This window comes from Neisseria dentiae (assembly GCF_024580525.1).
Classification (GTDB): Bacteria; Pseudomonadota; Gammaproteobacteria; order Burkholderiales; family Neisseriaceae; genus Neisseria; species Neisseria dentiae_A.
Genome location: NZ_JANIKQ010000028.1, coordinates 1 through 21,536 on the forward strand (window position 1 = coordinate 1; position 21,536 = coordinate 21,536).

23 protein-coding genes and 1 pseudogene are annotated in these 21,536 nt (G+C 55.5%); 7 read left to right on the forward strand and 17 right to left on the reverse strand.

Going from position 1 to position 21,536, the window contains the following annotated elements:
• Positions 1 to 280 precede the first annotated feature (280 nt).
• The 4 genes from NQ012_RS11910 to NQ012_RS11925 are packed head-to-tail and all read right to left on the reverse strand — an operon-like array spanning position 281 to position 2,773.
• Positions 281 to 1,480, reverse strand: a complete 1,200-nt coding sequence (locus tag NQ012_RS11910; protein ID WP_257067807.1) for a molybdopterin molybdotransferase MoeA — start codon at positions 1,478 to 1,480, stop codon at positions 281 to 283.
• Positions 1,477 to 2,058, reverse strand: coding sequence for a molybdenum cofactor guanylyltransferase MobA (gene mobA / locus NQ012_RS11915; RefSeq protein ID WP_257067808.1), 582 nt, complete (start codon positions 2,056 to 2,058; stop codon positions 1,477 to 1,479). Before mobA ends, NQ012_RS11910 begins: the two co-directional genes overlap by 4 nt.
• On the reverse strand, positions 2,055 to 2,522 hold the full coding sequence (locus tag NQ012_RS11920) for a molybdenum cofactor biosynthesis protein MoaE (RefSeq protein WP_257067809.1): 468 nt from the start codon (positions 2,520 to 2,522) through the stop codon (positions 2,055 to 2,057). Before NQ012_RS11920 ends, mobA begins: the two co-directional genes overlap by 4 nt.
• Before the next feature lie 2 nt (positions 2,523 to 2,524).
• The gene (locus NQ012_RS11925; RefSeq protein ID WP_257067810.1) at positions 2,525 to 2,773 is read right to left on the reverse strand and encodes a MoaD/ThiS family protein; all 249 of its coding nucleotides are present in this window, start codon (positions 2,771 to 2,773) and stop codon (positions 2,525 to 2,527) included.
• 271 nt (positions 2,774 to 3,044) lie between these two features.
• On the opposite strand from NQ012_RS11925, the gene modA reads away from it, so the two are divergent.
• The 4 genes and pseudogenes from modA (at position 3,045) to NQ012_RS11945 (ending at position 5,360) form a co-directional block, all read left to right on the forward strand.
• Positions 3,045 to 3,797, forward strand: a complete 753-nt coding sequence (modA, locus tag NQ012_RS11930; RefSeq protein WP_257067811.1) for a molybdate ABC transporter substrate-binding protein — start codon at positions 3,045 to 3,047, stop codon at positions 3,795 to 3,797.
• A 45-nt stretch (positions 3,798 to 3,842) separates the two neighbouring features.
• Positions 3,843 to 3,998: pseudogene (locus NQ012_RS11935) on the forward strand (lipoprotein signal peptidase).
• Positions 3,999 to 4,038: 40 nt separating this feature from the next.
• Positions 4,039 to 4,713, forward strand: a complete 675-nt coding sequence (gene modB / locus NQ012_RS11940; protein ID WP_257067812.1) for a molybdate ABC transporter permease subunit — start codon at positions 4,039 to 4,041, stop codon at positions 4,711 to 4,713.
• Positions 4,713 to 5,360, forward strand: a complete 648-nt coding sequence (locus NQ012_RS11945; protein ID WP_257067813.1) for a sulfate/molybdate ABC transporter ATP-binding protein — start codon at positions 4,713 to 4,715, stop codon at positions 5,358 to 5,360. The genes modB and NQ012_RS11945 overlap by 1 nt, the downstream gene beginning before the upstream one ends.
• A 69-nt stretch (positions 5,361 to 5,429) precedes the next feature.
• On the opposite strand, the gene NQ012_RS11950 is transcribed toward NQ012_RS11945, so the two are convergent.
• The 4 genes from NQ012_RS11950 to hda form a co-directional block, all read right to left on the reverse strand.
• A complete protein-coding gene (locus NQ012_RS11950; protein ID WP_257067814.1) occupies positions 5,430 to 6,014 on the reverse strand; it encodes a uracil-DNA glycosylase family protein in 585 nt (194 codons plus the stop codon).
• 86 nt (positions 6,015 to 6,100) lie between these two features.
• Positions 6,101 to 6,424: a divalent-cation tolerance protein CutA gene (gene cutA, locus NQ012_RS11955; protein ID WP_257067815.1), complete on the reverse strand. Its 324-nt coding sequence runs from the start codon at positions 6,422 to 6,424 to the stop codon at positions 6,101 to 6,103.
• A 16-nt stretch (positions 6,425 to 6,440) separates the two neighbouring features.
• The gene (locus tag NQ012_RS11960) at positions 6,441 to 7,112 is read right to left on the reverse strand and encodes an HAD family hydrolase (protein ID WP_257067816.1); all 672 of its coding nucleotides are present in this window, start codon (positions 7,110 to 7,112) and stop codon (positions 6,441 to 6,443) included.
• Complete coding sequence (gene hda / locus NQ012_RS11965; RefSeq protein WP_257067817.1) at positions 7,109 to 7,771, reverse strand: DnaA regulatory inactivator Hda; 663 nt, start codon at positions 7,769 to 7,771, stop codon at positions 7,109 to 7,111. Before hda ends, NQ012_RS11960 begins: the two co-directional genes overlap by 4 nt.
• 195 nt (positions 7,772 to 7,966) lie before the next feature.
• Here hda and NQ012_RS11970 point away from each other — a divergent pair, with 195 nt between their 5' ends.
• Positions 7,967 to 8,617, forward strand: a complete 651-nt coding sequence (locus NQ012_RS11970; RefSeq protein ID WP_257067818.1) for a DedA family protein — start codon at positions 7,967 to 7,969, stop codon at positions 8,615 to 8,617.
• 15 nt (positions 8,618 to 8,632) lie between these two features.
• Here NQ012_RS11970 and NQ012_RS11975 read toward each other — a convergent pair whose 3' ends face one another.
• The 6 genes from NQ012_RS11975 to NQ012_RS12000 all read right to left on the reverse strand — a co-directional run bounded on the left by NQ012_RS11975 (position 8,633) and on the right by NQ012_RS12000 (position 16,826).
• Positions 8,633 to 8,779, reverse strand: coding sequence for a lipoprotein signal peptidase (locus NQ012_RS11975; protein WP_257067828.1), 147 nt, complete (start codon positions 8,777 to 8,779; stop codon positions 8,633 to 8,635).
• A gap of 189 nt (positions 8,780 to 8,968) precedes the next feature.
• Positions 8,969 to 10,741, reverse strand: coding sequence for a fructose-specific PTS transporter subunit EIIC (locus tag NQ012_RS11980; protein WP_257067819.1), 1,773 nt, complete (start codon positions 10,739 to 10,741; stop codon positions 8,969 to 8,971).
• 82 nt (positions 10,742 to 10,823) lie between these two features.
• Positions 10,824 to 11,747 carry a 1-phosphofructokinase gene (pfkB, locus tag NQ012_RS11985; protein WP_257067820.1) on the reverse strand — a complete coding sequence of 308 codons (924 nt, stop codon included), beginning with the start codon at positions 11,745 to 11,747 and terminating at the stop codon, positions 10,824 to 10,826.
• Between the two features lie 3 nt (positions 11,748 to 11,750).
• Positions 11,751 to 14,612 (reverse strand): phosphoenolpyruvate--protein phosphotransferase, encoded by a 2,862-nt coding sequence (ptsP, locus tag NQ012_RS11990; protein ID WP_257067821.1) that lies wholly within the window; start codon positions 14,610 to 14,612, stop codon positions 11,751 to 11,753.
• A gap of 376 nt (positions 14,613 to 14,988) precedes the next feature.
• Positions 14,989 to 16,248, reverse strand: a complete 1,260-nt coding sequence (locus tag NQ012_RS11995; protein ID WP_257067822.1) for an RsmB/NOP family class I SAM-dependent RNA methyltransferase — start codon at positions 16,246 to 16,248, stop codon at positions 14,989 to 14,991.
• Positions 16,249 to 16,424: 176 nt separating this feature from the next.
• Complete coding sequence (locus tag NQ012_RS12000; RefSeq protein WP_257067823.1) at positions 16,425 to 16,826, reverse strand: RNA-binding S4 domain-containing protein; 402 nt, start codon at positions 16,824 to 16,826, stop codon at positions 16,425 to 16,427.
• A 257-nt stretch (positions 16,827 to 17,083) separates the two neighbouring features.
• On the opposite strand from NQ012_RS12000, the gene NQ012_RS12005 reads away from it, so the two are divergent.
• Positions 17,084 to 18,043, forward strand: coding sequence for an acetyl-CoA carboxylase carboxyltransferase subunit alpha (locus NQ012_RS12005; protein WP_257067824.1), 960 nt, complete (start codon positions 17,084 to 17,086; stop codon positions 18,041 to 18,043).
• 437 nt (positions 18,044 to 18,480) lie between these two features.
• Here the strand turns inward: NQ012_RS12005 and NQ012_RS12010 are convergent, their stop codons facing one another.
• Both NQ012_RS12010 and NQ012_RS12015 read right to left on the reverse strand, forming a co-directional pair.
• The gene (locus NQ012_RS12010) at positions 18,481 to 18,783 is read right to left on the reverse strand and encodes a DUF6968 family protein (protein ID WP_257067825.1); all 303 of its coding nucleotides are present in this window, start codon (positions 18,781 to 18,783) and stop codon (positions 18,481 to 18,483) included.
• A 387-nt stretch (positions 18,784 to 19,170) separates the two neighbouring features.
• Positions 19,171 to 19,557 carry a hypothetical protein gene (locus NQ012_RS12015; RefSeq protein WP_257067826.1) on the reverse strand — a complete coding sequence of 129 codons (387 nt, stop codon included), beginning with the start codon at positions 19,555 to 19,557 and terminating at the stop codon, positions 19,171 to 19,173.
• 616 nt (positions 19,558 to 20,173) lie between these two features.
• On the opposite strand from NQ012_RS12015, the gene ribBA reads away from it, so the two are divergent.
• On the forward strand, positions 20,174 to 21,265 hold the full coding sequence (ribBA, locus tag NQ012_RS12020; RefSeq protein ID WP_257067827.1) for a bifunctional 3,4-dihydroxy-2-butanone-4-phosphate synthase/GTP cyclohydrolase II: 1,092 nt from the start codon (positions 20,174 to 20,176) through the stop codon (positions 21,263 to 21,265).
• A gap of 121 nt (positions 21,266 to 21,386) precedes the next feature.
• Here ribBA and NQ012_RS13105 read toward each other — a convergent pair.
• The coding region (locus NQ012_RS13105; protein WP_257065795.1) for an integrase core domain-containing protein at positions 21,387 to 21,536 on the reverse strand (150 nt) is incomplete at its 5' end.

The window sequence follows — 21,536 nt, forward strand, 5'->3', positions numbered from 1 at the left end:
AAAGTAGCCATCAATGCGTGTATGCACAAACTGCTGAGAATACTGAACGCACGGGTACGCGACTATCTGTGTTCAGACGGCCTGCAATGCGCTTGATTAACCGTGTTTGATGTTGCTGACTGACGAGTTGGCAACACAGTTGCTACCCACTTTAAAATAATTACAGCGTTGGCTCGCCTTACCATTTTTTCAAATATTTAAAGCCGTCTGAAAAGCCAGGCAGTAAATAAATCAAAACAAAACGGTAGGTTATCCTGCCGTTTTGTTTTGGTATACCGGTTCAACCGGGCAGCAGATAAAGCGTTACCGTATCGCCCTCTCCCACGGTTTGGCCGGCGGGGACTTCGCACAGGGCTTCGGCGGTTACGCAGGTGCCGAGCATGGCGGAGCCTTGGTTGGGCAGCAACACGGCCTGTGTTTCGCCGTTATCGTCGATGCGGATGCCGACGCGCAAAAATTCGCGGCGTTTGATGGCTTTGCGGGTGGAAAACGCGGCTTTGGCGGTGATTTTCGGCAGCGTCCAGTTGCGTTCCTGTTTGCCCATCAGTTTATTGAGCACGGGCAGCAGCAGCAGGTGTGCGGTAACGAAAGCAGCCACGGGGTTGCCGGGCAGAACGAATACTTTGGCGTTGCCGATGTGCCCCCAGGCAAAAGGCTTGCCGGGTTTGATGGCGAGCGTGTGGGTGGTGAGCGAGCCGGTGTTTTCTATGGCCTGTTTCAGATAATCGGCCTCGCCTACTGATGCGCCGCCGCTGGTGATGATCACATCGAATTTTTTGGCTGCGTAGGCCAGTGCGGTTTCGGTGCGGGCCAAGTCGTCGGGCAGTATGCCGCCGTCCATCACTTGCGCGCCGCGCGTTTGCAGCCACGAAATCAGCAGATAGCGGTTGGCGTCGTAGATTCTGCCGTTTTCCAGCGGCATGCCCGGCTCGGTGATTTCGTTGCCGCTGGAAAACACGATTACGCTGAGTTTGTCGAACACGGGCACTCGGTCGTAGCCTTGCGAGGCGGCGAGGCCGAGGGCGGCGGCGTTGAGTTTGCTGCCTTTAATCAACAGCTCTTGGCCGATGCTGATTTCTTCGGCCTGCCGCCGTATGTGCTGGCCGGGTTTGATGGCGGCGGTTACGGTGAGCGTGCCGCCGTCGGTTTCGGTTTCCTCTTGCGGCACCACGGCGGTGGCGTTGGCGGGCAGCGGCGCTCCGGTGAAAATGCGCACGGCTTCTCCGGCCTGCAACGGGGCGGCCGCGGTGTCGCCCGCCTGCGTGCGGCCGGTAATAGTAAAGGTTTTCAGACGGCCTTCGGGATCGCACACGGCGTAACCGTCCATAGCGCTGTTATCGAACAGCGGCGAGGGATAGCGTGCGGCCAGCGGGGCGGCTAACACGCGGTTGGCGGCTTCGCCCAACGTGAGGTTGACGCTGCCGAGCGTGCAGGTATGGCTGTCGAGCAGGCTGCTGCGGGCGGTGTCGAAATCTATCATGATGTCGGTTCCATATCTTGCGGTGAGTTGTAGTTGGCGAAGGCGGCCTCGTCGGGAAAATGCACGGGGCGGGCGTGCTGCTGTTCGAGCCAGCCGCGCAGGGTGCGCATGCCGGTGTAGAGGTAATCGACGGTACTTTGCAGCAGCTGCGGGCGCACGAACATAATGCTGTAATGCGGCTGCGCGTCGGTTTCGGCATAGAAGGCGGCGGTGGCGGGGTAATCTTGCGCATCCATCAGAAAGGTAATCACCAAATCATCGGGCAGGTTCGGGGTGTCGCAGGGCACGATCAGCAGCCAGTCGGCCGTGGTGAGGCGCACGTCGCTGGCGGCGGTGCTGAGTGCGGCCAACGGCCCCAGCCCCTGCCATTGGCGGGCATCGGCAAACACATGGGGCGTGCGTTCGGCATAGGCTTCGATATTGCGGTTAACGCTGATGGCAATGTGGCTCACTTGATTTTGCAGGTTGCCGATAACGTGGTCGATAAAGGCTTTTCCCTGCCATTTAACCAAGCCTTTGTCTTGCCCGCCCATGCGGCGGCCTTCTCCGCCCGCCATAATGAGTGCGCTGATTTTCATGTTTGCTCCTCCCATTTTTCTTTGGCGAGTGTGTCGCTCTGTTTGGCTTCAACCCAGCGTTCGAGGCCGTCTGAAAAAGTTTCTTTTTTCCAAAACGGCGCTTCGGTTTTTAAATAGTCCATAATGAATTCGGCAGCGGCAAACGCGGCTTTGCGATGGGCGGACGCGGCCAGCACCAACACAATCTGTTCGTCCGCCGCCAGTTCGCCCACGCGGTGGATCACGGTGCAGGCGGCCAGCGGCCAGCGTTGCGAGGCCGTCTGAACGATGCGCGCAATTTCGTTTTCGGTTACTTCGGGATAATGTTCCAAAAACAGGTGCGCCAAAGGCGTGGCGGTGTCGCGGTCGCGCACCAAACCCACAAAGGCGGCCACCGCACCGATGTTGCCGCCGCCGTCGAGCAGGGCGCGGTATTCTTGTTGCAGGTTGAAATCTTCATGCTGGATGCGGATAACGGGCTGCATCGTCAGCCCCCCGTTACCGGCGGCAACAGGCCGATTTCGGCTCCGTCGGGCACGGCATCGCCCCAGCCGCTGATTTTTTTGTTGATAACCAGGCGGAAAATCCGCCCGGGAGCCAGCGCGCTTTCCCATTCGCTGCCGCGCGCCCTCAACAATGCCAGCAAATCTTCTCCCGTGCCGCCCTGCCATTCGATAGATTCTTGCGCGGTGTGCAGCTGCTGTTTCAATACGCCGAAATACAAAATCGTAATCATGTGGAAAAAGGCCGTCTGAAACGGCAAACAAAGTGGTAACGGTTCGGATTCTACACGAAAACCCGCGGCCGCAATGATTGCCCGATAGGATTAGCGGGCGGTTGCCGTTTATGCTAATTAAGGCCGCCGCAGCCGCCTTATGCTAAAATCGCCGCCTTTTTGAATAGTTCTTTAGTAGTAGTTACCGAGAACACTTATACCGGCCTGCAAACGGTGCTAAAAACCCCGTTCTTATTCCGATTGCAACCGTTTACAAAAAGGTTTAAACCGCATGATAAAAGCCCGTTCTATCATTTTGGCCTCGTTGCTGGCCGTTGCCGCACCCTACGCTTCGGCCGCCGAAATCACCGTTTCCGCCGCCGCCAGCCTGAGCAATGCTTTTAAAGAAATCGCCGCCCAATATGAAAAGCAGTATCCGCAAGACAAAATCCGGCTGAACACCGCCGGCTCGGGCACGCTGCTGCAACAGGTGTTGCAGGGCGCGCCGGTGGATGTTTTGGCGTTTGCCGACCAGGAAACCATGGATAAGGCCGCCGCAGAAGGCGTTATCGACACCAAAACCCGCCGCGATTTCGCGCTTAATTCATTGGTGATTGCCGCACCGCTTAACAGCAAACTGCGTATCAACAAACTGAGCGACTTGGAAAGCGAACGCTTCGACCGCATCGCCGTGAGCAATCCCGCCAGCGTGCCGGTGGGCCGCTACAGCAAGGCCGTTTTGGAAAAAGCCGGCTTGTGGCAGGCGTTGCAACCGAAAATCATCAACACCCAGCATGTGCGCCAGTCGCTCGACTATGTGGCGCGCGGCGAGGTGGATGCGGGTTTCGTGTATCACACCGATGCGGCGCTGATGAAAGACAAGGTGAAAGTGCTGAAAACCGTGCCTACCGAAAAGCCGGTTTCCTACCCGATTGCCGTAACCAAACAGAGCAAGGCTCCGGCGGAAGCCAAACGCTTTGCGGCTTATGTGCTCTCGCTCAAAGGGCGTGCGGTATTGGACAAATACGGGTTTAAAAAGCCTTAACGGCATATTACATATTGAAACGGCGGGCAGCAATGTCCGAGACCTTTGCAAAACCCCCATCTGCGGCGCATTTCTGCGTTATGCGCTGCTCGCTCGCTTGCCTAACTCCATGTTATGTCTGCGCTCGCTACGCTGCTACGTCTTGAACTGCATCCACATCTAGGGGTTTTGCAAAGGTCTCTGCCCGCCTTGTATGTCTGAATTTTTCAGACGGCCACGATACTCCCCACACACCTTAAAAATGACCGAATCCCTAACCGTTACGCTGCTGCTTTCGCTGAAAGTGGCCGCTCTGGCAACCCTGTTAAACGTATTGCTCGGCACCGCCACAGGCTTTGCGCTGGCGCATTGGCGTTTTGCCGGCCGTAATCTGTTCGACACCCTGCTCACGCTGCCGATGGTGATGCCGCCCACCGTGCTCGGCTATTATTTATTGGTGCTTTTGGGGCGCAACAGCGCTTTCGGCGGCTGGCTGCGCGAAACGTTCGGCATCAATCTGATTTTCACTTGGCAGGGGGCGGTGATTGCGGCGGCGGCGGTAACGTTTCCGCTGGTATTCAAACCCGCGCGGGCGGCGTTTGAAAGTGTGAACCCGCAGCTCGAGCAGGCTGCGGGCGTGTTGGGATTGGGCGCATGGGCGGTGTTTTTCCGCGTGAGCCTGCCGCTGGCCTGGCGCGGTATTCTCGCCGGCGTGCTGCTGGCTTTTGCCCGCGCTTTGGGCGAATTCGGCGCCACGCTGATGATTGCCGGCAGCATTCCGGGGCAGACGCAAACGCTTTCCATCGCCGTTTACGAGGCCGTGCAGGCGGGCGACGATGCGCTGGCCAACGGTTTGGTGGTGCTGGTTTCGGCGGTGTGCATCGTGATTCTGCTGGCGGTCGGCCGGCTGGCGCGCGCGCGCGACGGGAGGGGCTGATGCTGTTCGACATCAATATCCGCAAACAACTGCCGTCGTTTTCGCTCGATATCCGCCTGCAATCCGATGTGCAAAAACTGGTGCTGCTGGGCGCTTCGGGTTCGGGCAAAAGCCTCACGCTGCAACTGATTGCCGGGCTGCTGAAGCCCGACGGCGGGCATATCCGCATCGGCGGCGAAACTTGGTTCGGCAACGGCTGCAACCTGCCCGCGCGCCGCCGCCGCGCCGGGCTGATGTTTCAAGACTACGCCCTCTTTCCGCACCTGACCGTGAGCCAGAACATCGCTTTCGGCGTGCAGGCGGGCTGGCGCAATCCGGCCAAAAGGCCGTCTGAAAACGTGCGCCGCTGGCTCGATTTATTGCAGCTTGCCCATGTTGCCGACCGCTATCCGCACGAAATTTCAGGCGGCCAAAAACAGCGCACCGCCCTGGCGCGCACCCTGATTGTGCAGCCGAAACTGCTGCTGCTCGACGAGCCTTTTTCCGCACTCGATGCCGATTTGCGCCGCCACACCCGCCGCGAACTGCTGCAACTGCAACAACAAAGCGGCATTCCGATGATACTGATTACCCACGATGCCGCCGATGCCGAAGTGCTGGGCGACGAAATCCGGCGGATAGAAAATGGGCGGCTGCATGGCGGCTGAAGCAAATGCCGGCGTTTTCAGACGGCCTGATAGCTTTGCAAGTTATTTCAGCACCTAAAAAAACCTGCTTCACAACAAGCCGATTTCCCTGAAAAAACGCCCGTAGGCTTCCGCCTTTTTCTCCAGCGCCAGCGGATAGGCCCGCGATGACGACGGCAGGCGGTACAAACGCAAACTCCGCCCGCCGAACACCGTTTCGGCATATTCCCCGATTTTTGGCTTGGCGGTTTCAGACGGCATCAAAGCGAGCAAGGTATCCGTGGCCAACTCGCCCGTGGTCATCACGGTTTGGCACAGCGGAATGTGTGCCAGCAGGCCCGCCAAATCCACCGGCTCGACAACCTCCAGAAACTTATCCGCCGCATTGCCCTGCAAACGCCGCACCTTGTGCGCCGTGTCGCTGATGGCAACGCCCTTATCGGCTAAAAACTCCCGCAGCAAGCTTTCTTTAAACGCCTTGCCGCCCGCTTCGACGAAATAATCTTTATCGCCGAAAAACACCAACCCGAACACCCGCCACATATCGTTTTGAAAATTCGGATAATAAAAATCCATTTTCCAGCGCGCACGCGGCGGCGGAAACGAGCCGAGCATCAACAGCCGGGCGTTGGCCGGCAGAAACGGGGGCAAGGGGTGGGTTTCGATAGTGTTCATATCGGCGGGACAAGCGGAGACAGGCGGCATACGCGCCCTAGAGTCTGTTGATACAACGGGTTCGGATAAAAATCGGGGAAACGCGCCTACAGCCCCAGCTGCGTCTTCATCCATTTCAAATACGGCAGAAAACCACCCTGCACGGGCTGCATCAGCACTTGCGGGCAATCGTAGCTGTGGTTGCGCACAATGGTTTTTTCCACAGCCCTGTAATGGCAGCGGGCGGTTTTAATCACGATGCGGACTTCTTCTTCGCCGCACAATTCGCCGTTCCACACATATTGGCTGAATATGTTTTCATATTGCACGCAGGCGGCAAGGCCGCTTTCGAGCAGCAGGCGGCCGATGCGTTCGGCTTCTTCGCGGTTCGGCGCGGTGGCGGTGATGACAACGGGTTTGAAGCGGGGCATTTTTCAGACGGCCTTTTTAAAGTTTGAAGTTCAACACAGGCCAGCCTTGGGTTTCGGCTTCCTGCTGCAACACTTCGTCGGGGTTGACTGCCACCGGGTCGCTCACCAGCCGCAGCAGCGGCAGGTCGTTTTTGGAATCGCTGTAAAAATAGGTTTTGCCGTAGCTTGCGAGCGTTTCGCCGCGCTCTGCCAGCCATTCGTTCAGGCGGGTGATTTTGCCTTCTTTCAGGCTGGGCGTGCCGACATAATTGCCGGTGTAGCGGCCGTCGGCTCCGGTTTCCAGCCGCGTGCCGATAACGTTTTCGATGCCGAACAGGCGGCAGATGGGGGTGATGATGAATTCGTTGGTCGATGAAATCACCAGCAGTTCGTCGCCCGCGTTGCGGTGGCTTTCCACCAACATTTTCTGCATAGGCGAAATATGTGGGACGATGAAGGCGGCGGTGAATTCGCGGTGCATTTCGGCCAGCTCTTCTTTGCTGAAACGGCTGAGCGGCTCCAGATGGAATTTCAGAAACTCATCGATGTTCAAGCAGCCGTTTTGGTAGTCGCGGTAGAATTTGTCGTTTTGGGCGCGGGTGTATTCGGCATCGACCACGCCTTTCTGAATCAGGTATTGCGGCCACGAGTGGTCGGAATCGGTGTTGATTAAGGTGTTGTCCAAATCGAAAATGGCGAGGTTTTTCATGCTTGCTCCTTGAGAAGCTGCCGCAACAGCGGCAGGGTGATGCGTTTGCCCATCGTAACGGCGTAGCGGTCTAAGGTGTCGAGCATCTGCATCAGGCTGTCAGTGTCGCGCCGCCAATGGTTGAGCAGATAATGGAAGATTTCGGGTTCGACCACCATTTGGCGGGCGGCGGCCATGCTCATTAATGCGTCGATTTTTTCTTGGTCGCTCAACGGCTTGACATCGTAAACCAAGCAATAGCCCATGCGGGTGCGCAAATCTTCGCGCACCGTCAGCCCGTGCGGCGGCACGTCGGCGCTGAGCAGCAAAAAACCGCGCCCGCTGTTGCGGAAGCGGTTGAAAATTTCAAACAGCACGGCCTGCTCGCCGCCGTCGAGCCTGTCTATCTGATCCACCGCCAGATATTCGGCTTCGAGCGCCGTTTCGTTCAGCGGGGTATTTGCGGCATCAACATACACGGCGGTTTTGCCCGCCTGCAAAGCCTGCGCCACCCACGCCTGCAACAAATGGCTCTTGCCCGAACCCTGCTGCCCCCACACATAAACAAACTGCCCGTGTGCCTGTTGCAGCATATACAGCAGCTCGGCGTTAGACGTGCCCAGAAATTTGTCGAACGACGGGTAATCGCGGGCGGCAAAGTCAAAAATCAGCTGGTTCACGGTGTGTTTTCGCGCGGCTTTCAAAACACCGCATTGTACGTTGTTTCAACAAACGGCAGCAAGCGGCGGCGTTTGGCAGAGTGCGGCATTTTCACTTAAAATAACGAACTTTATGCCCGCTTATGCCGTCTGAAACGCAGCCCGACGGTTTTCAGACGGTCTGTCTTTACAAACACCCCGAAAGCACACTTCAAAATGGAATTCATTTCAGCGGTTATCGACTTTATCCTGCATATCGACCAACACCTCACCCAACTGGCCGCCCAATACGGCGCGTGGATCTACGGCATTTTGTTTCTGATTATCTTCTGCGAAACCGGGCTGGTGGTTACGCCGTTTCTGCCGGGCGATTCGCTGCTGTTCGCCGCAGGCGGTATCGCCGCCATCGGTGAAATGAACATTCATATGATGGTGCTGCTGCTGATTGCGGCGGCGATTATCGGCGATGCGGTCAACTTCGCCGTCGGCAAATATTTCGGCGCCAAACTCTTCGCCAACCCCGATTCCAAAATCTTCAAACGCAGCTATCTCGACAAAACCCACCAGTTTTACGCGAAATACGGCGGCAAAACCATCATCATTGCCCGCTTCGTGCCCATCGTGCGCACGTTTGCGCCGTTTGTGGCAGGCATGGCCAATATGCACTACGGCCGCTTTATCCGCTACAACGTTATCGGCGCGGTGTTGTGGGTGGTGCTGTTTTCTTATGCGGGCTACTTCTTCGCCAATATCCCCGTGGTGAAAAACAACCTCGGCCTAGTGTTGGGCGCGATTATCGTGATTTCGGTGCTGCCCGGCGTGATCGAGGTTATCCGTGCCAAGCGCGCGGGCAAACGCGGGGCATAAACCGCCGATAACGGATTAAACGTATAGAGACCTTTGCAAAACCCTCAGATGCGGATGCAGTTCAAGGCGTAGCAGCACAGCGAGCGCAGACATATCAAGTAGATAGGCAAGCGAGCGAGCAGCGCACAACGCAGAAATGCGCCGCAGATGGGGGTTTTGCAAAGGTCTCGTATAGTAAATTAAAATCAAAAATACCCTATATTCGTTATTAGTTTCGGCAGGGTTTGACAAAATTTGAGGCCGTCTGAAAAGCAAACGTTTTTCAGACGGCCTCAATGAATTCTGCAAAGCTTTCGGTTTGCGAAATCGCTTTCTTCAAGCAATGTGCAAACCCACCCACAGAAACAACACTTAACCGGCTACCGTTTCGGCAGCGGGCGCTGCTGCTGCGGCTTGGTCTTTGCGTTTCAATACCGCATACAGCACACCGGTGAGCAGGCTGCCGGCGGCGATGGCGAGCAGATACATAATGGGTTTGTTGATGGCGTTCGGAATCAGCAACACGAAGATGCCGCCGTGCGGTGCATGCAATTCGTTTTGAAATAGTGCCACCAGTGCACCGGTGAGTGCGCCGCCTGCGATACAGCAGGGAATCACGCGCATCGGGTCGCGGGCGGCAAACGGAATCGCACCTTCCGAAATAAAGCACAAGCCGAGCACGAAAGAGGCTTTGCCGGCGCTCACTTCGCTTTCGGTGAACTTGCGTTTGGCCAGCATGGTGGCAATCGCGATGCCGATGGCGGGCACCATGCCGCCGGCCATAGCGGCGGCCATCGGGAAGTAGTTTTGCGTGGTCAAGAGGCCTACCGAGAAAGTGTAGGCCGCTTTGTTGATGGGGCCGCCCAAGTCTACGCACATCATCGCGCCGATAATCACACCGAGCAGAACCGCATTGGCCGTGCCCATGCTGGTGAGGAAGTTATTCATGGCGGCAAACAGTTGCGCCACCGGCTCTCCGACGATGTAGAACATAATCAGGCCGACTGCCAACGAGCTGATCAGGGGAACAATCAGAATCGGCTTCAAGGCTTCCATGGTTACGGGCAGCTTGATGTGTTTGACCAACAGCAGCGCCAGATAACCGGCAAGGAAACCGGCGACGATACCGCCCAAAAAGCCCGATTGCAGTTGCACCGCCAGCGCGCCGCCGATTAAGCCGGGTGCAAGGCCCGGGCGGTCGGCGATTGAATAGGCGATATAGCCCGCCAGAATCGGCACCATCAGGCCGAAGGCGGCTTTACCGGTTTCCATCAACACGGCGGCCAGCGAGCCTTTTTCTTCAAAGGCATTGATGCCGAAGATAAACGACATGGCAATCAGCAAACCGCCGGCCACCACCAGCGGCAGCATAAACGATACGCCGGTGAGCAGGTGTTTGTAGAAACCGGATTTTTCTTTGGCCGGAGCAGCAGCCTGGCCGGCGGAGGCAGCAGCGGCTCCGCCTTGCACACGGGCGTTGGCAACGGCTTCGGCAAACGCTTTGTCGGTTTGTTTCAAGGCAAAACCGGTGGGGCAGCGATAAACTTTTTTACCTGCAAAACGCGAAGTGTCCACTTCGATATCGGTAGCCAGAATCACATAATCGGCACGCGCAATCGATTCCTCGCTCAGAATGCTTTTGGCACCGACCGAACCTTGGGTTTCCACGTCGATGGTGTAGCCCAATTTGGCCGCACCTTGTTTGAGCGCGTCTGCGGCCATAAAGGTGTGCGCCACACCGGTGGGGCAGGCGGTGATGGCAACAAAATGCAGCGGCTTACCGGCAGCCGAAACTGCGGCAGCGGCGGTAGCGCCGGCAGCAAGAGCTGCGGCAGGTGCGGCGGCGGAAGATTGGGCACTGCCGCCGCTTTCGTTCAACACGCGTTGCAATGCGGCAGCGGCGTTTTCGCTGACTTCTTGCAAACCGACCACGGCAATACGGTCTGCCGGAAGCGCGCCAATCTGTTCCGGCAATTGGCCGACAAATACGATGCGGGAAAAATCACCGGCGGCTGCGTCAGACAAAGCCGCCACTTCGGCGCGCAAGCCTTTTTCCTGCGCCAGCGAGGCCAGTTTGCGCGCCAAAATCAGCGCGTTGGCGGCCTTGGCCGTGTGGTTGGGGATGAATAAAACGGAGGTGCTCATGATGCGAAATCCTTCTCTTGAGTGGATTCCCTTAACTTTCGCTACGGCGTTGCTGCGCCTTGTATCGAAGTAATTGAATCCACTATTTTTGAATAGAAATATGCTGTTTTAATGCCGATAAACGCTCGTTATCGGGTATGCCGAAACCGATTTGGCTGACCGCGTGTGCGGCCAGCGCGGCGGCGGTTTGCAGGGTTTCTTCTGGGCTGTGGCCCGAAGCGAGGCCGTGCAAGATGCCGGCCAGCAGCGTATCCCCGGCGCCAACCGTGCTTTTTACCTGAACTGGTGCGGCACCGGCGTGCAGGCAGCGGCCTTGATGCCACCAATTCACGCCGTTTTCACCCATCGAGAGCACCAGATGCTCCAGCTGCGGCAAGTTGGACAAGGCTTGCGCCTGCTCTTCGGTGGTGCCGGCCGCAAACCCGAAGCTCTCTTGCAACTCTTCACTGTTGGGCTTGATTAAAAACGGCGAACACGCCACTGCCGCCGCCAATGCCGCGCCGCTGGTATCGACAGCCAGCTTAGGATTGGCTTTTTTCAGACAGGCCAATAAGTCTTGCAAGTCTTCGGGTGAAAACTGTTGCGGCAGGCTGCCGCATACCGCTACGTAGTCCGCTTCTGCCGCCAAGGGCGCGATTTTGGCCGACAAAGCTGCTTTATCCGCGTCGCCCACAATAAAGCCTTTGCCGTTGATGTCGGTCATACGGCCGCTTTCTTCGGCGATTTTGACGTTGAGACGGGTTTCGCCTTCCACATAAACAAATTCGTCGCGAAAGCCTTGGCGGGCGAAATGTTGCCGGAACAGCCCGGCATTTCCGTTGCCGAGAAAACCGGATACGGTTACTTCGTGGCCCAAATCGCGCAGAATCTGTGCCACGTTCAAGCCTTTGCCGGCGGCGTGTTGCTCCGCCGCCTGCTGGCGGTTGACCGCACCGACTTGCAAAACATCAAGCGAAACGGTGAAATCAATCGCCGGATTAAGCGTAATGCATAAAAATTTAGCCATGATTTATCCGTTTCTGCTGCTCAAAGAACGTACTTCGGCGGCCGTGGCGCAAGTGAGTGCCTCGGCAGCCAGTTCCTTACATTCCGGTGTGTTCAGACGGCGTACTTGGGCTTTAACCAAGGGAATGCTGCCGGCGGAAACGCTTAATTCGTCCACACCCAAACCCAGCAGAATCGGCACCGCTTTGCTGTCTGCCGCCAATTCGCCGCACACGCCCACCCATTTGCCGTGGCGGTGTGCGGCAGTAACGGTTTGACTGATCAGCTGCAAAATGCTCGGGTGCAGGCCGTCGGCTTCGGCGGAAAGAATCGGATGGCCGCGGTCGATGGCCAGAACGTATTGGGTAAGGTCGTTGGTACCGATGCTGAAGAAATCGACCTCTTTGGCTAGATGCTCGGCAATCAGCGCAACAGAGGGCACTTCCACCATAATGCCTACCTGCAAATTCGGGCAAGGCGTTTCGGCCAGCGCATCATCGAGTATCGCTTTGGCTGCGTGCCACTCTTCCAAGCGGCCGACCATGGGGAACATAATGCGCAGCGGGCGGCCGTCGGCAGCTTTCAGCAGCGCCGAAAGTTGCTGGCGCAGCAATTGCGGGCGGCGCAGCGTCATCCGCAAACCGCGCTCGCCGAGAAATGGGTTGTCCTCTTTCGGCAGCGGCAGATAAGGCAGCGGTTTGTCGCCGCCGACATCCAAGGTGCGCACCACCACCGGGCGGCTGCCCATCGCATCGAATACCACGCGGTAGTCTTTTTCCTGCTGTGCCTCATCGGGTGCGCTGGCGTGCGACATAAACACCAACTCGGTACGCAGCAGGCCGACTGCTTCGGCACCGCGCTGCACCGCGCCGGCCGCATCGGCCACCTTGCCGAGATTGGCTGCCACTTCCACCCTGTGGCCGTCGGTCGTTACCGCCGCTTCCATGCAGTGCGCCTCGGCCAGTTTGCGTTGTTCCTGCATTAATGCGCGCTGCTGCATGGCTTCGTCGATACGGCTTTGCGCCGGATTCAGATAAAACGCACCGTCTTCGCCGTTAATCAGCAGCGTGCTGCCTTCTGGCAACGACAATACCGCTTCGCCGGCTCCGACCACGGCAGCAATACCCAGCGCACGCGCCACAATCGCGCTGTGCGAGCTGGCGCCGCCGGCAGCGGTGAGAATACCCGCCACTTTTTGCTGATCCAAACGCGCCACCACGCTGGGCACCACGTCCTCCATCACCAGAATATACGGCTCCTGCGGCTCTTCCGCCGCTTTTACGCCGCACAACAGCGCCATCACTTTATTGCCCACATCGCGCAAGTCGGCCGCACGCCCGGCCAGCAGCGGGTTGTTCAACGCTTCCTGCTCTTTGGCCAGCGTTTCGATATGGCTGTGCCAAGCGGCGGCGGCGCTCAATTGCTGGCGGATGCCGGCATCGACTTGTTGCAGCAAATCGGGGTCATCCAACAAGGCGGCATGGGCGGTGAAAATCTGGCGGATATCTTTCGATTTGGCTTGCGCCACCATTTGCGCCAGCTCCGCTTTCACATCGGCTACCGCTTGTTGCAGCTTGCTGTGTTCGGCTTCGCTGTCTTCGGCGGTGTGCGGATAATGGAAGCTAGCCTCTTTCATCAGATAGGCTTTACCGGCAGCCAATCCGGGCGACGCGGCCACGCCTTGGTTACGCACATCGTCTTGCAATGCCGCCACTTCTACTGCAAAGGCATCGTTGTTGCCTGCTGTTGACGGGCTATGTGCAGCTTCTTCAACGGCTTCCACTTCTTCGCCCAAACCGCTGCGTACCGCTTGGATGATTTGCGGCAAACCGGCTTCCGCCTCGCTGTCCGGCTCGGCGATAAAGGTCAGGGTTTGGCCGCGCTCGGCACCCAGCGACAATAATTTGGTCAGGCTTTTAGCCGAAACATAGCTGCCGCCGTCCAGCGATACTTTCACTTCGCCGTCAAACTCTTTACACACGTTGGCAAGCGCCGTGGCCGGGCGTGCGTGCAGGCCGTGGGCGTTAGCCAATACCACGCTGGCCGACTGCCAATCGGGTACGGTTTCCGCGCCCACCGCCAGCGCCAATTCGCGGCGTGATTCGCTGTTTTGCAGTGCTTTGGGTTGAAACAGCATATCCATCAAATGCGAGAGGCGTTGCAAATCAAGCTTATCGTTGGCGGCAACACATACCAGCGTCGACAAACTGCCGTCGCGAAACGGTATAGCCTCTTTCAGCTTAACAATCGCCACCGCCGGCTGTAACACCGCGTCTTCCGCAGTCAAACACCATAAGCCGTCTTGCAACTGCACCGCATCTTGCGGTTTCAGGGCGCTGAGAAAGCCCGGCGCCACCACTTTTTGCTTCTTCAACAAAACAGCAGCCTGATACAGCACATCATCGATGTCGGCGGCATCGGCGCCGGCGCTCATCAGGTTTTCGTGCAGCAGCAGGCTGTCGGGTTCGGCATTAAGCAGGCTTAGAATCTGTTCGGGCGTTTCTGCGGTGCGCAAAGCCTGTTCGACATTTTCAGACAGGGCACGGGTTAACAGTTGCAGAATTTGCAGGTGTTCGTCGGACTTGGCCGCAATCACCACCGCCAGATAGGCTTGATTTTCGCCGTCCCACAACACCCCGTCGGGAAAATGCACCAGCCGCACGCCGGTATTGAGGATGGAAGTGCGCGATTCGGGCGTGCCGTGCGGAATGGCGATGCCCTGGCCCAAATAAGTGCTGGTTTGCGCTTCGCGCGCTTTGAGACCGTTAAGATATTCAGGAATAGTCAAACCATCGGCCACCAGAATATCAGCCAGTATTTGCAAAGCTTCTTCTTTATCTGCTGCTTGCTGCCGCATACGGATATGCTCGGTTGAGAGGGTCAGCATAGCGCTCCTTTCTGAGTATGGGCGAACTATTCCGATCTGCGGAATATCCGCTGTTTGTTATTGAACCATATCGTTTTGAAATTAAACTGCAAGCCGTTTCCGATATGCAGCGGCTTCCGCGAGGAAACTGTCAGCTTGTACACTATTTTTCGGTTTTACGGGGTGAATTTACAATTTAAAACCTTTGTAAAATTCACTCAGGCCGATACCTTTGCAAAATTCAAATGACTACCTAAAAAATCTGATTCCCGCCATTCCCGGGTAAGCAGGAATGGCGGGAATTAAGCATTTCAGACGGCCTCAAGATATTTTTGCAAAGGTTTCAGGCCGTCTGAAAAGTTTCCTTTATATTTCTCTTTCCAAAAACCAAACCGCTCTACCCTTTGCGCTGCATCACCGCAGCGAAAAAACCGTCGGTTTGGTGCGCGGCGGTGTCCAAACGCAGGTAAACGCCCGTATCCAAATCCACTTTTGCCGCAGCCAGCAAAGCGGTGCAATCCACCGGCTCGAACTCGGGGTGTTCGGCCAGAAAACGCTCCACCTGCCGCTCGTTTTCTTCAGGCAGGATGCTGCACGTGGCATACACTAAGCGGCCCTGTTCTTTCACCAGCGCGGCGGCGGCATCGAGAATACTGTGCTGCTGCTCCAACAGCTTGGCCACGGTTTCGGGCGACTGGCGGTATTTCAAATCGGGGTTGCGGCGCAGCGTGCCCAAGCCGGAACACGGCGCATCCACCAGCACGCGGTCGGCCTTGCCGTTCAGACGGCCTATGCGCGGATCGGTTTCGCTGCCGATGCGTTCGGGGTGGATATTGGTCAACCCCGCGCGCACCATGCGCGGCTTTAGGTTGGCCAGGCGTTTTTCAGCAATATCAAACGCATAAACGCGGCCTTTGTTGGCCATCATTGCGCCGACGGCCAGCGTTTTGCCGCCCGCTCCGGCACAAAAATCCACCACGATTTCGCCGCGCTTGGCGCCGACCAGCAATGCCAGCAACTGGCTGCCTTCGTCCTGCACCTCCAGCGTGCCGTCGAGAAACAGCGGGTGTTTGTTGAGCGCGGTTTTGTCGTGCAGGCGGATGCCCCATGGCGAATAAGGCGCGGCCTCGGCATTCAGCCCTTCGGCCTGAAGCGCGGCCAGCACCTTATCGCGCCTGCCCTTGAGCGTGTTGACGCGCAAATCCAGCGGTGCGGGGCGGTTGACGCTGCGCCCGAACGCAAGCACAGCCTCATCACCGTAATGCGGGCGCATTTGATTAATCAGCCATTCTGGCAGTTCGGCGGCTGTGTTGAGGCCGTCTGAAAACTCGTTTTTACGGCTTTTCAGACGGCCTAAAAATTCGCTTTCCTCTTCATCAAGCAAACCGGCCAATTGGCTGATATTCATGCCCCTGCCGAGCACCAGCGCGGCCAGCGCGGCCTGGCGCGGCTGCGTGTGCGGGCTACCCAAGGCGGCGGAGATTTTCTGATAATGGCGCAAAGCGGCAAATGCAGTTTCGGCGATTTCGTGGCGGTCTTGGCGGCCGAGCTTTTTGTGGTCGCGGAAATAGGCGGAAAGCACGGCATCGGCCGGCTGTTTGAACGTAAGCATACCGGCCAATACGGCGGCGGTGTGGTCGAGTTGGGCTGGAGTCATAGCGGTTTTTAACGTGGGAATAAATCAGCGGCGGATTATACGCGAATATCCGCACCGGCCGATGCGGGGAAGCAGAAATGCTTTATGGTTTCAGACGGCCTTATGCGGATATGGAAAAACCCGAGACCTTTGCAACACCCGCCGGCAAGCCGTCTGAAAAGCAAACGGCATCAAAGTTACCATTCGCCGCGTTTAATTTTATCGATCTGGCGGCGGTCGCGCTTGGTCGGACGACCGTCGGGATAAGCGGCGCTGACGCGGCTTGCCTGGTCGAGCAGTTTCTGCTCTTCGCGGCGGCGGGCGGTTTCCTGGTCTTCTTCATACAGCATACGCGCTTCGGGCGCCGGCCTGCGTTGGTGGTTGAGCGCCAACACCTTGATTTTATAAGGCAGCGAATTGAGCGTTAAATCCAACACGTCGCCCGCGCTGATGTTTTTGCTGTTTTTCACCTTCGCCCCGTTAACCTGCACCCGCCCCAGCTCGATGTGCTTCTGCGCCAGCGCACGGGTTTTGAAAAAGCGCGCCGCCCACAGCCATTTGTCGAGGCGCATGGCGGCTTTGTCGTGAGCATTGTTCATAATGGTGCCGTATTGATTGATGTGCGGCCGAGTTTAGCATAAGATACACAATCCCATATCGGGAGCTTTTACACTAAAATCAGGTTCCCGCCGATAAACAGGAATTTCTAAAGCAGATGCCGTCTGAAAGTGCGGCGGCCGGAATATCGCGGCATAACCGGGGCGCGAAAGCTTCGGGAATTTCACGATAGATGCTGCCAAAGCCCTTTCCTTAGCGTATCATTACGTTTGAATCCTACTGAATCAAGAGCATAATTATGAAACCCGTTTTTCTGGATTTTGAACAACCTATCGCCGAATTAACCAAAAAAATCGACGAATTGCGTTTTGTGCAGGGCGAATCCGCCGTGGATATTTCCGAAGAAATCACCCGCCTGCAAAAGAAAAGCGCCGACCTTACCAAATCGATTTTCAACAAACTCACCCCCGCACAGGTGTCGCAAGTATCGCGCCACCCGCAACGGCCCTACACTCAAGACTATATCGACGCCATTTTCACCGATTTTGAAGAGCTTCACGGCGACCGCCATTTTGCCGACGACCATGCCATTATCGGCGGCTTGGCGCGTTTTAACGGTCAGAGCGTCGTGGTAATCGGCCATCAGAAAGGCCGCGACACCAAAGAAAAAATCCGCCGCAATTTCGGCATGCCGCGCCCCGAAGGCTACCGCAAAGCCCTGCGTCTGATGCAGTTGGCCGAAAAATTCCACCTGCCCGTGATGACGTTTATCGACACCCCGGGCGCCTACCCCGGCATCGGTGCCGAAGAGCGCAACCAATCCGAAGCCATCGGCCGCAATCTGTATGAATTAACCAAACTGCGTGTGCCCGTGCTGTGCACCATCATCGGCGAAGGCGGTTCCGGCGGTGCGTTGGCGATTGCCGTGGGCGATTTTGTGAACATGCTGCAATATTCCACCTATTCGGTGATTTCGCCCGAAGGCTGCGCATCTATTCTGTGGAAAACCGCCGAAAAAGCCCCCGATGCCGCACAGGCTTTGGGCATCACCGCCAAACGCCTGGCCGATTTGGGCTTGATCGACCGCATCATCGAAGAGCCGTTGGGCGGCGCGCACCGCGACCACGCGGAAATCACCAAACGCGTGAAAGACGTGCTCACCGAACAATTGCGTACCGCGCAAGATATGCCGATGGCCGACCTGCTCACCCGCCGTTTCGACCGCATCATGGCCTACGGCCAGTTTACCGAGAAATAAAACACCCGATGCAGTAAAACACAGAGATGTACAGTACACACGCACGCATTGCTCGGTTTTTTATTGCAAAAGCCGTCTGAAAACCTTTTCAGACGGCCTGAGACCTTTGCAAAAATACCCTTAAGGCCGTCTGAAATACTTAAATCCTGTCATTCCCGCGCAGGCGGGAATCCAGCCCTTCAAACCATCAATTATTTTATTTCAATGGCTTAGAGAAAAACGACTGGATTCCCGCCTACGCGGGAATGACGATAATCGGATGTTTCAGACGACCTCAAAGAATTTTGCAAAGGTCTCGGCCTGTTTTTTTGATTTCGTGCATTTTAATCAGTTTGAACCCTTGGCCGTTATTGCAGATATTGTCTGCCGCTTGGCTGGCGGGCCGGCAACACAGTATCTGCGCTTGCTTAACTTTATTAAATCAGCAGGCAATCCGCTTAGTCAGCTTCTGCCGCAAAGCCGGCAAACTTGTATTCACCTTCCCAAAGCTCCAAGTCTGCCCCGACAATGGTTCCGTCGATCACTTTCCAAATAACTTGCAATGTTTGAATGCTGTCCAGCGCATGGACTTGAAAGTTCAAGTCTTTACCCGCACCAACAATACGGTAAGGACAAGCCCATTCTTCTTTATGCAATTTGAACGGTTTTCCAATCAAGACATCAACCTTTTCATCCGGTTTGCCGGATGCATTAAAAGAACGGTGCGCAATGGCGTTTTCAAGAGTGAGTTTTTCGGTCATGGTATATTCCTTTTTATTTATTTAACAAGGCAGGGAAACCTGTTTTGCCTTTGTGTTTTCTGCAATAAGCCAATCTGAGACCTTTGCAAAATTAAAAAACATCACAAAAAATTATTTCCCGTCATTCCTGCGCAGACGGGAATCCAGGTGCTTGGCATTCAAGTATTTGTTTAATCAATACTTCAATATTTACATCTGGATTCCCGCCTGCGCGGGAATGACGGGATTTAAACATTTCAGACGGCCTTAAGGTATTTTTGTAAAGGTCTCAGGCCGTCTGATTTGAATTGGTTTTTTTGCAAAGGTCTCATCTTGTCCATTAACCCCATAAAAAAACCCCGGAATGGGAAATTTCCCGTTCCGGGCCGATTTTAAACATCGATTCACTTATTTACCCAAGATCCCTACTTTTTCGGTGGAATTGGATTCGCGCACGGTAAAGCGTTGCACGATATTATTTTTATCGAACATTACAACCATTTCTTTGGTTTTGATGTCATGCCCGCTACTGAAAATATTGACAATAGGAATATAGTTACTGGCATGTGAAGTAGCTTCAGAGTATCTATATGTCCAAATTTCATTACCTCCGTCCGTAAAACTAACGTTGTCGGCCGAACCATATTTATCTTGCATCTGTTGTTTTGTGGTCCGTCCTTCTACAACATATTGTTTGACCTCCGACAAGTCTATGTTTTTCAGGGTAGCATTACCAGAACTGGCACAAGCACCCAATAATAAGGCACTCAGTAATAAAGCTGATAAGCGTTTCATCAAAATCTCCTTAGCTTAATAAAATTAATAACTGTATGGATACAATAATCCGGATATAGAACAACATATCAACATAAAAAATTTATTTGAACCAAGTCTCGGCAAATGCCTCACTCAATCATGTTCCAATCCAAACCCCGCACTCTAAAATTTACGCATTGTAACTTTTTTTATCCCAAAAATCAATTATTTTGAATATTTTTAATTTAACTATAGAAGCTACTTACAATTCGCTTTGCATCTTGATTTTGTCGGCAAAAACGATAAATTCAAACGCAACACGAATTGTCAGCAAACCCTAATCAAAATACCGTCTGAAAAACTTTCTACTTTTCAGACGGCATTTCTGTTTATAAGCGATTAAAATTCCAACTCTGCTTTCAACCATACGGTGCGCGGCTTGCCCGGCAAGCGTAGCCCGCATAACCATCCGCCGCGTGCATAGCCTGCCGCACGCCCTTGTGCGGGCCTGCATCACCAAGGCCGTCTGAAACCCTGCTGCAAACGCTTTTTTCTGAACAATAGTGCTACAATAACGGCCGCCTGCTTATTCAAAAACAACAGATAAAACCAACTTGCAAGCCAAGACAAACCGCAATAATAAAAAGGTTATCCGATGAACATCTCCCCTATTTCCGAAATCCTCGCCGACATCAAAGCCGGCAAAATGGTGATTATCACCGACGCCGAAGACCGCGAGAATGAAGGCGATTTGGTGATGGCCGCCCAATTTGTTACCCCGCAGGCCGTCAACTTCATGATTAAGCACGCCCGCGGACTCGTTTGCCTGCCGATGAACGACGAGCTGGTCGACCGCCTCAAACTGCCGCAGATGACGCAGAAAAACGGTGCCCAATACGGCACCAACTTCACCGTATCCATCGAAGCCGCCCACGGCATTTCCACCGGTATTTCCGCCGCCGACCGCGCGCTCACCATTCAGACGGCCGTGTCGCCTACCGTCAAACCCGAAGACATCGTCCAGCCCGGCCACATCTTCCCCCTGCGCTCACAAAAAGGCGGCGTGCTCGTGCGCGCCGGACACACCGAAGCCGCCGTCGATCTGGCGCAGATGAGCGGCCTGATTCCCGCCGGCGTGATTTGCGAAATCCTCAACGACGACGGCACCATGGCACGCATGCCCGAGCTGATGAAGTTCGCCGAAGAGCACAACCTCAAAATCGGCACCATCGCCGACTTAATCGAATACCGCAGCCGCACCGAAAGCCTGCTCGAAGAAATGGGCGACACCTCCGTGCAAACCCCGTGGGGCGAATTCCAGCAACACGTTTATGTCGACAAACTGTCCGGCGAAACCCATCTGGCGCTGGTGAAAGGTGAAATCCGCCCCGAAAAAGAAACCCTCGTGCGCGTGCACGAACCGTTTTCGGTGATGGACTTCCTTCAGGCCGACCCCAACCATTCCTGGCCGCTGCCTGCCGCGCTGCAACACATCCAGCAGGCCGAAAGCGGCGTGATTATCCTGCTGCACCGCACCGAAGACGGCAGCGCCCTGCTCGACCGCACTTTGCCAAAAAACAGCTTCCAAGTGAAAAAATGGGACAAAAAAACCTACGGTATCGGCGCGCAGATTCTCGCCGGCCTCAACGTGCAGAAAATGCGCGTGATGGGCAAACCTTCTTCCATGAACGGGCTGACGGGCTTCGGGCTGGAGGTAACGGGTTTTGAAGAAGCCGCAAACGCATAAAAAAACAGGGCGGAAACCGACTACCCTGTATCGTTATGGCGTTTGAGTGAAAATGAGAAAACCATTCAGGCCGTCTGAAAAATTTTCAGACGGCCTGAGATGTAGGAAATGGTCGGGTTGTTTACACAACAGGTTGAGAAAAATAAGCCTGTAAAACCTCAAAAGGGGTGTCGCCTTTCAGGCTCTTGTGGGGCTTGACGGTGTTATAAAAGTTAACAAAACGACATAACTCTTTTTGCCGGTGTGCCGAATCCTTAAACGGATGCTTGTC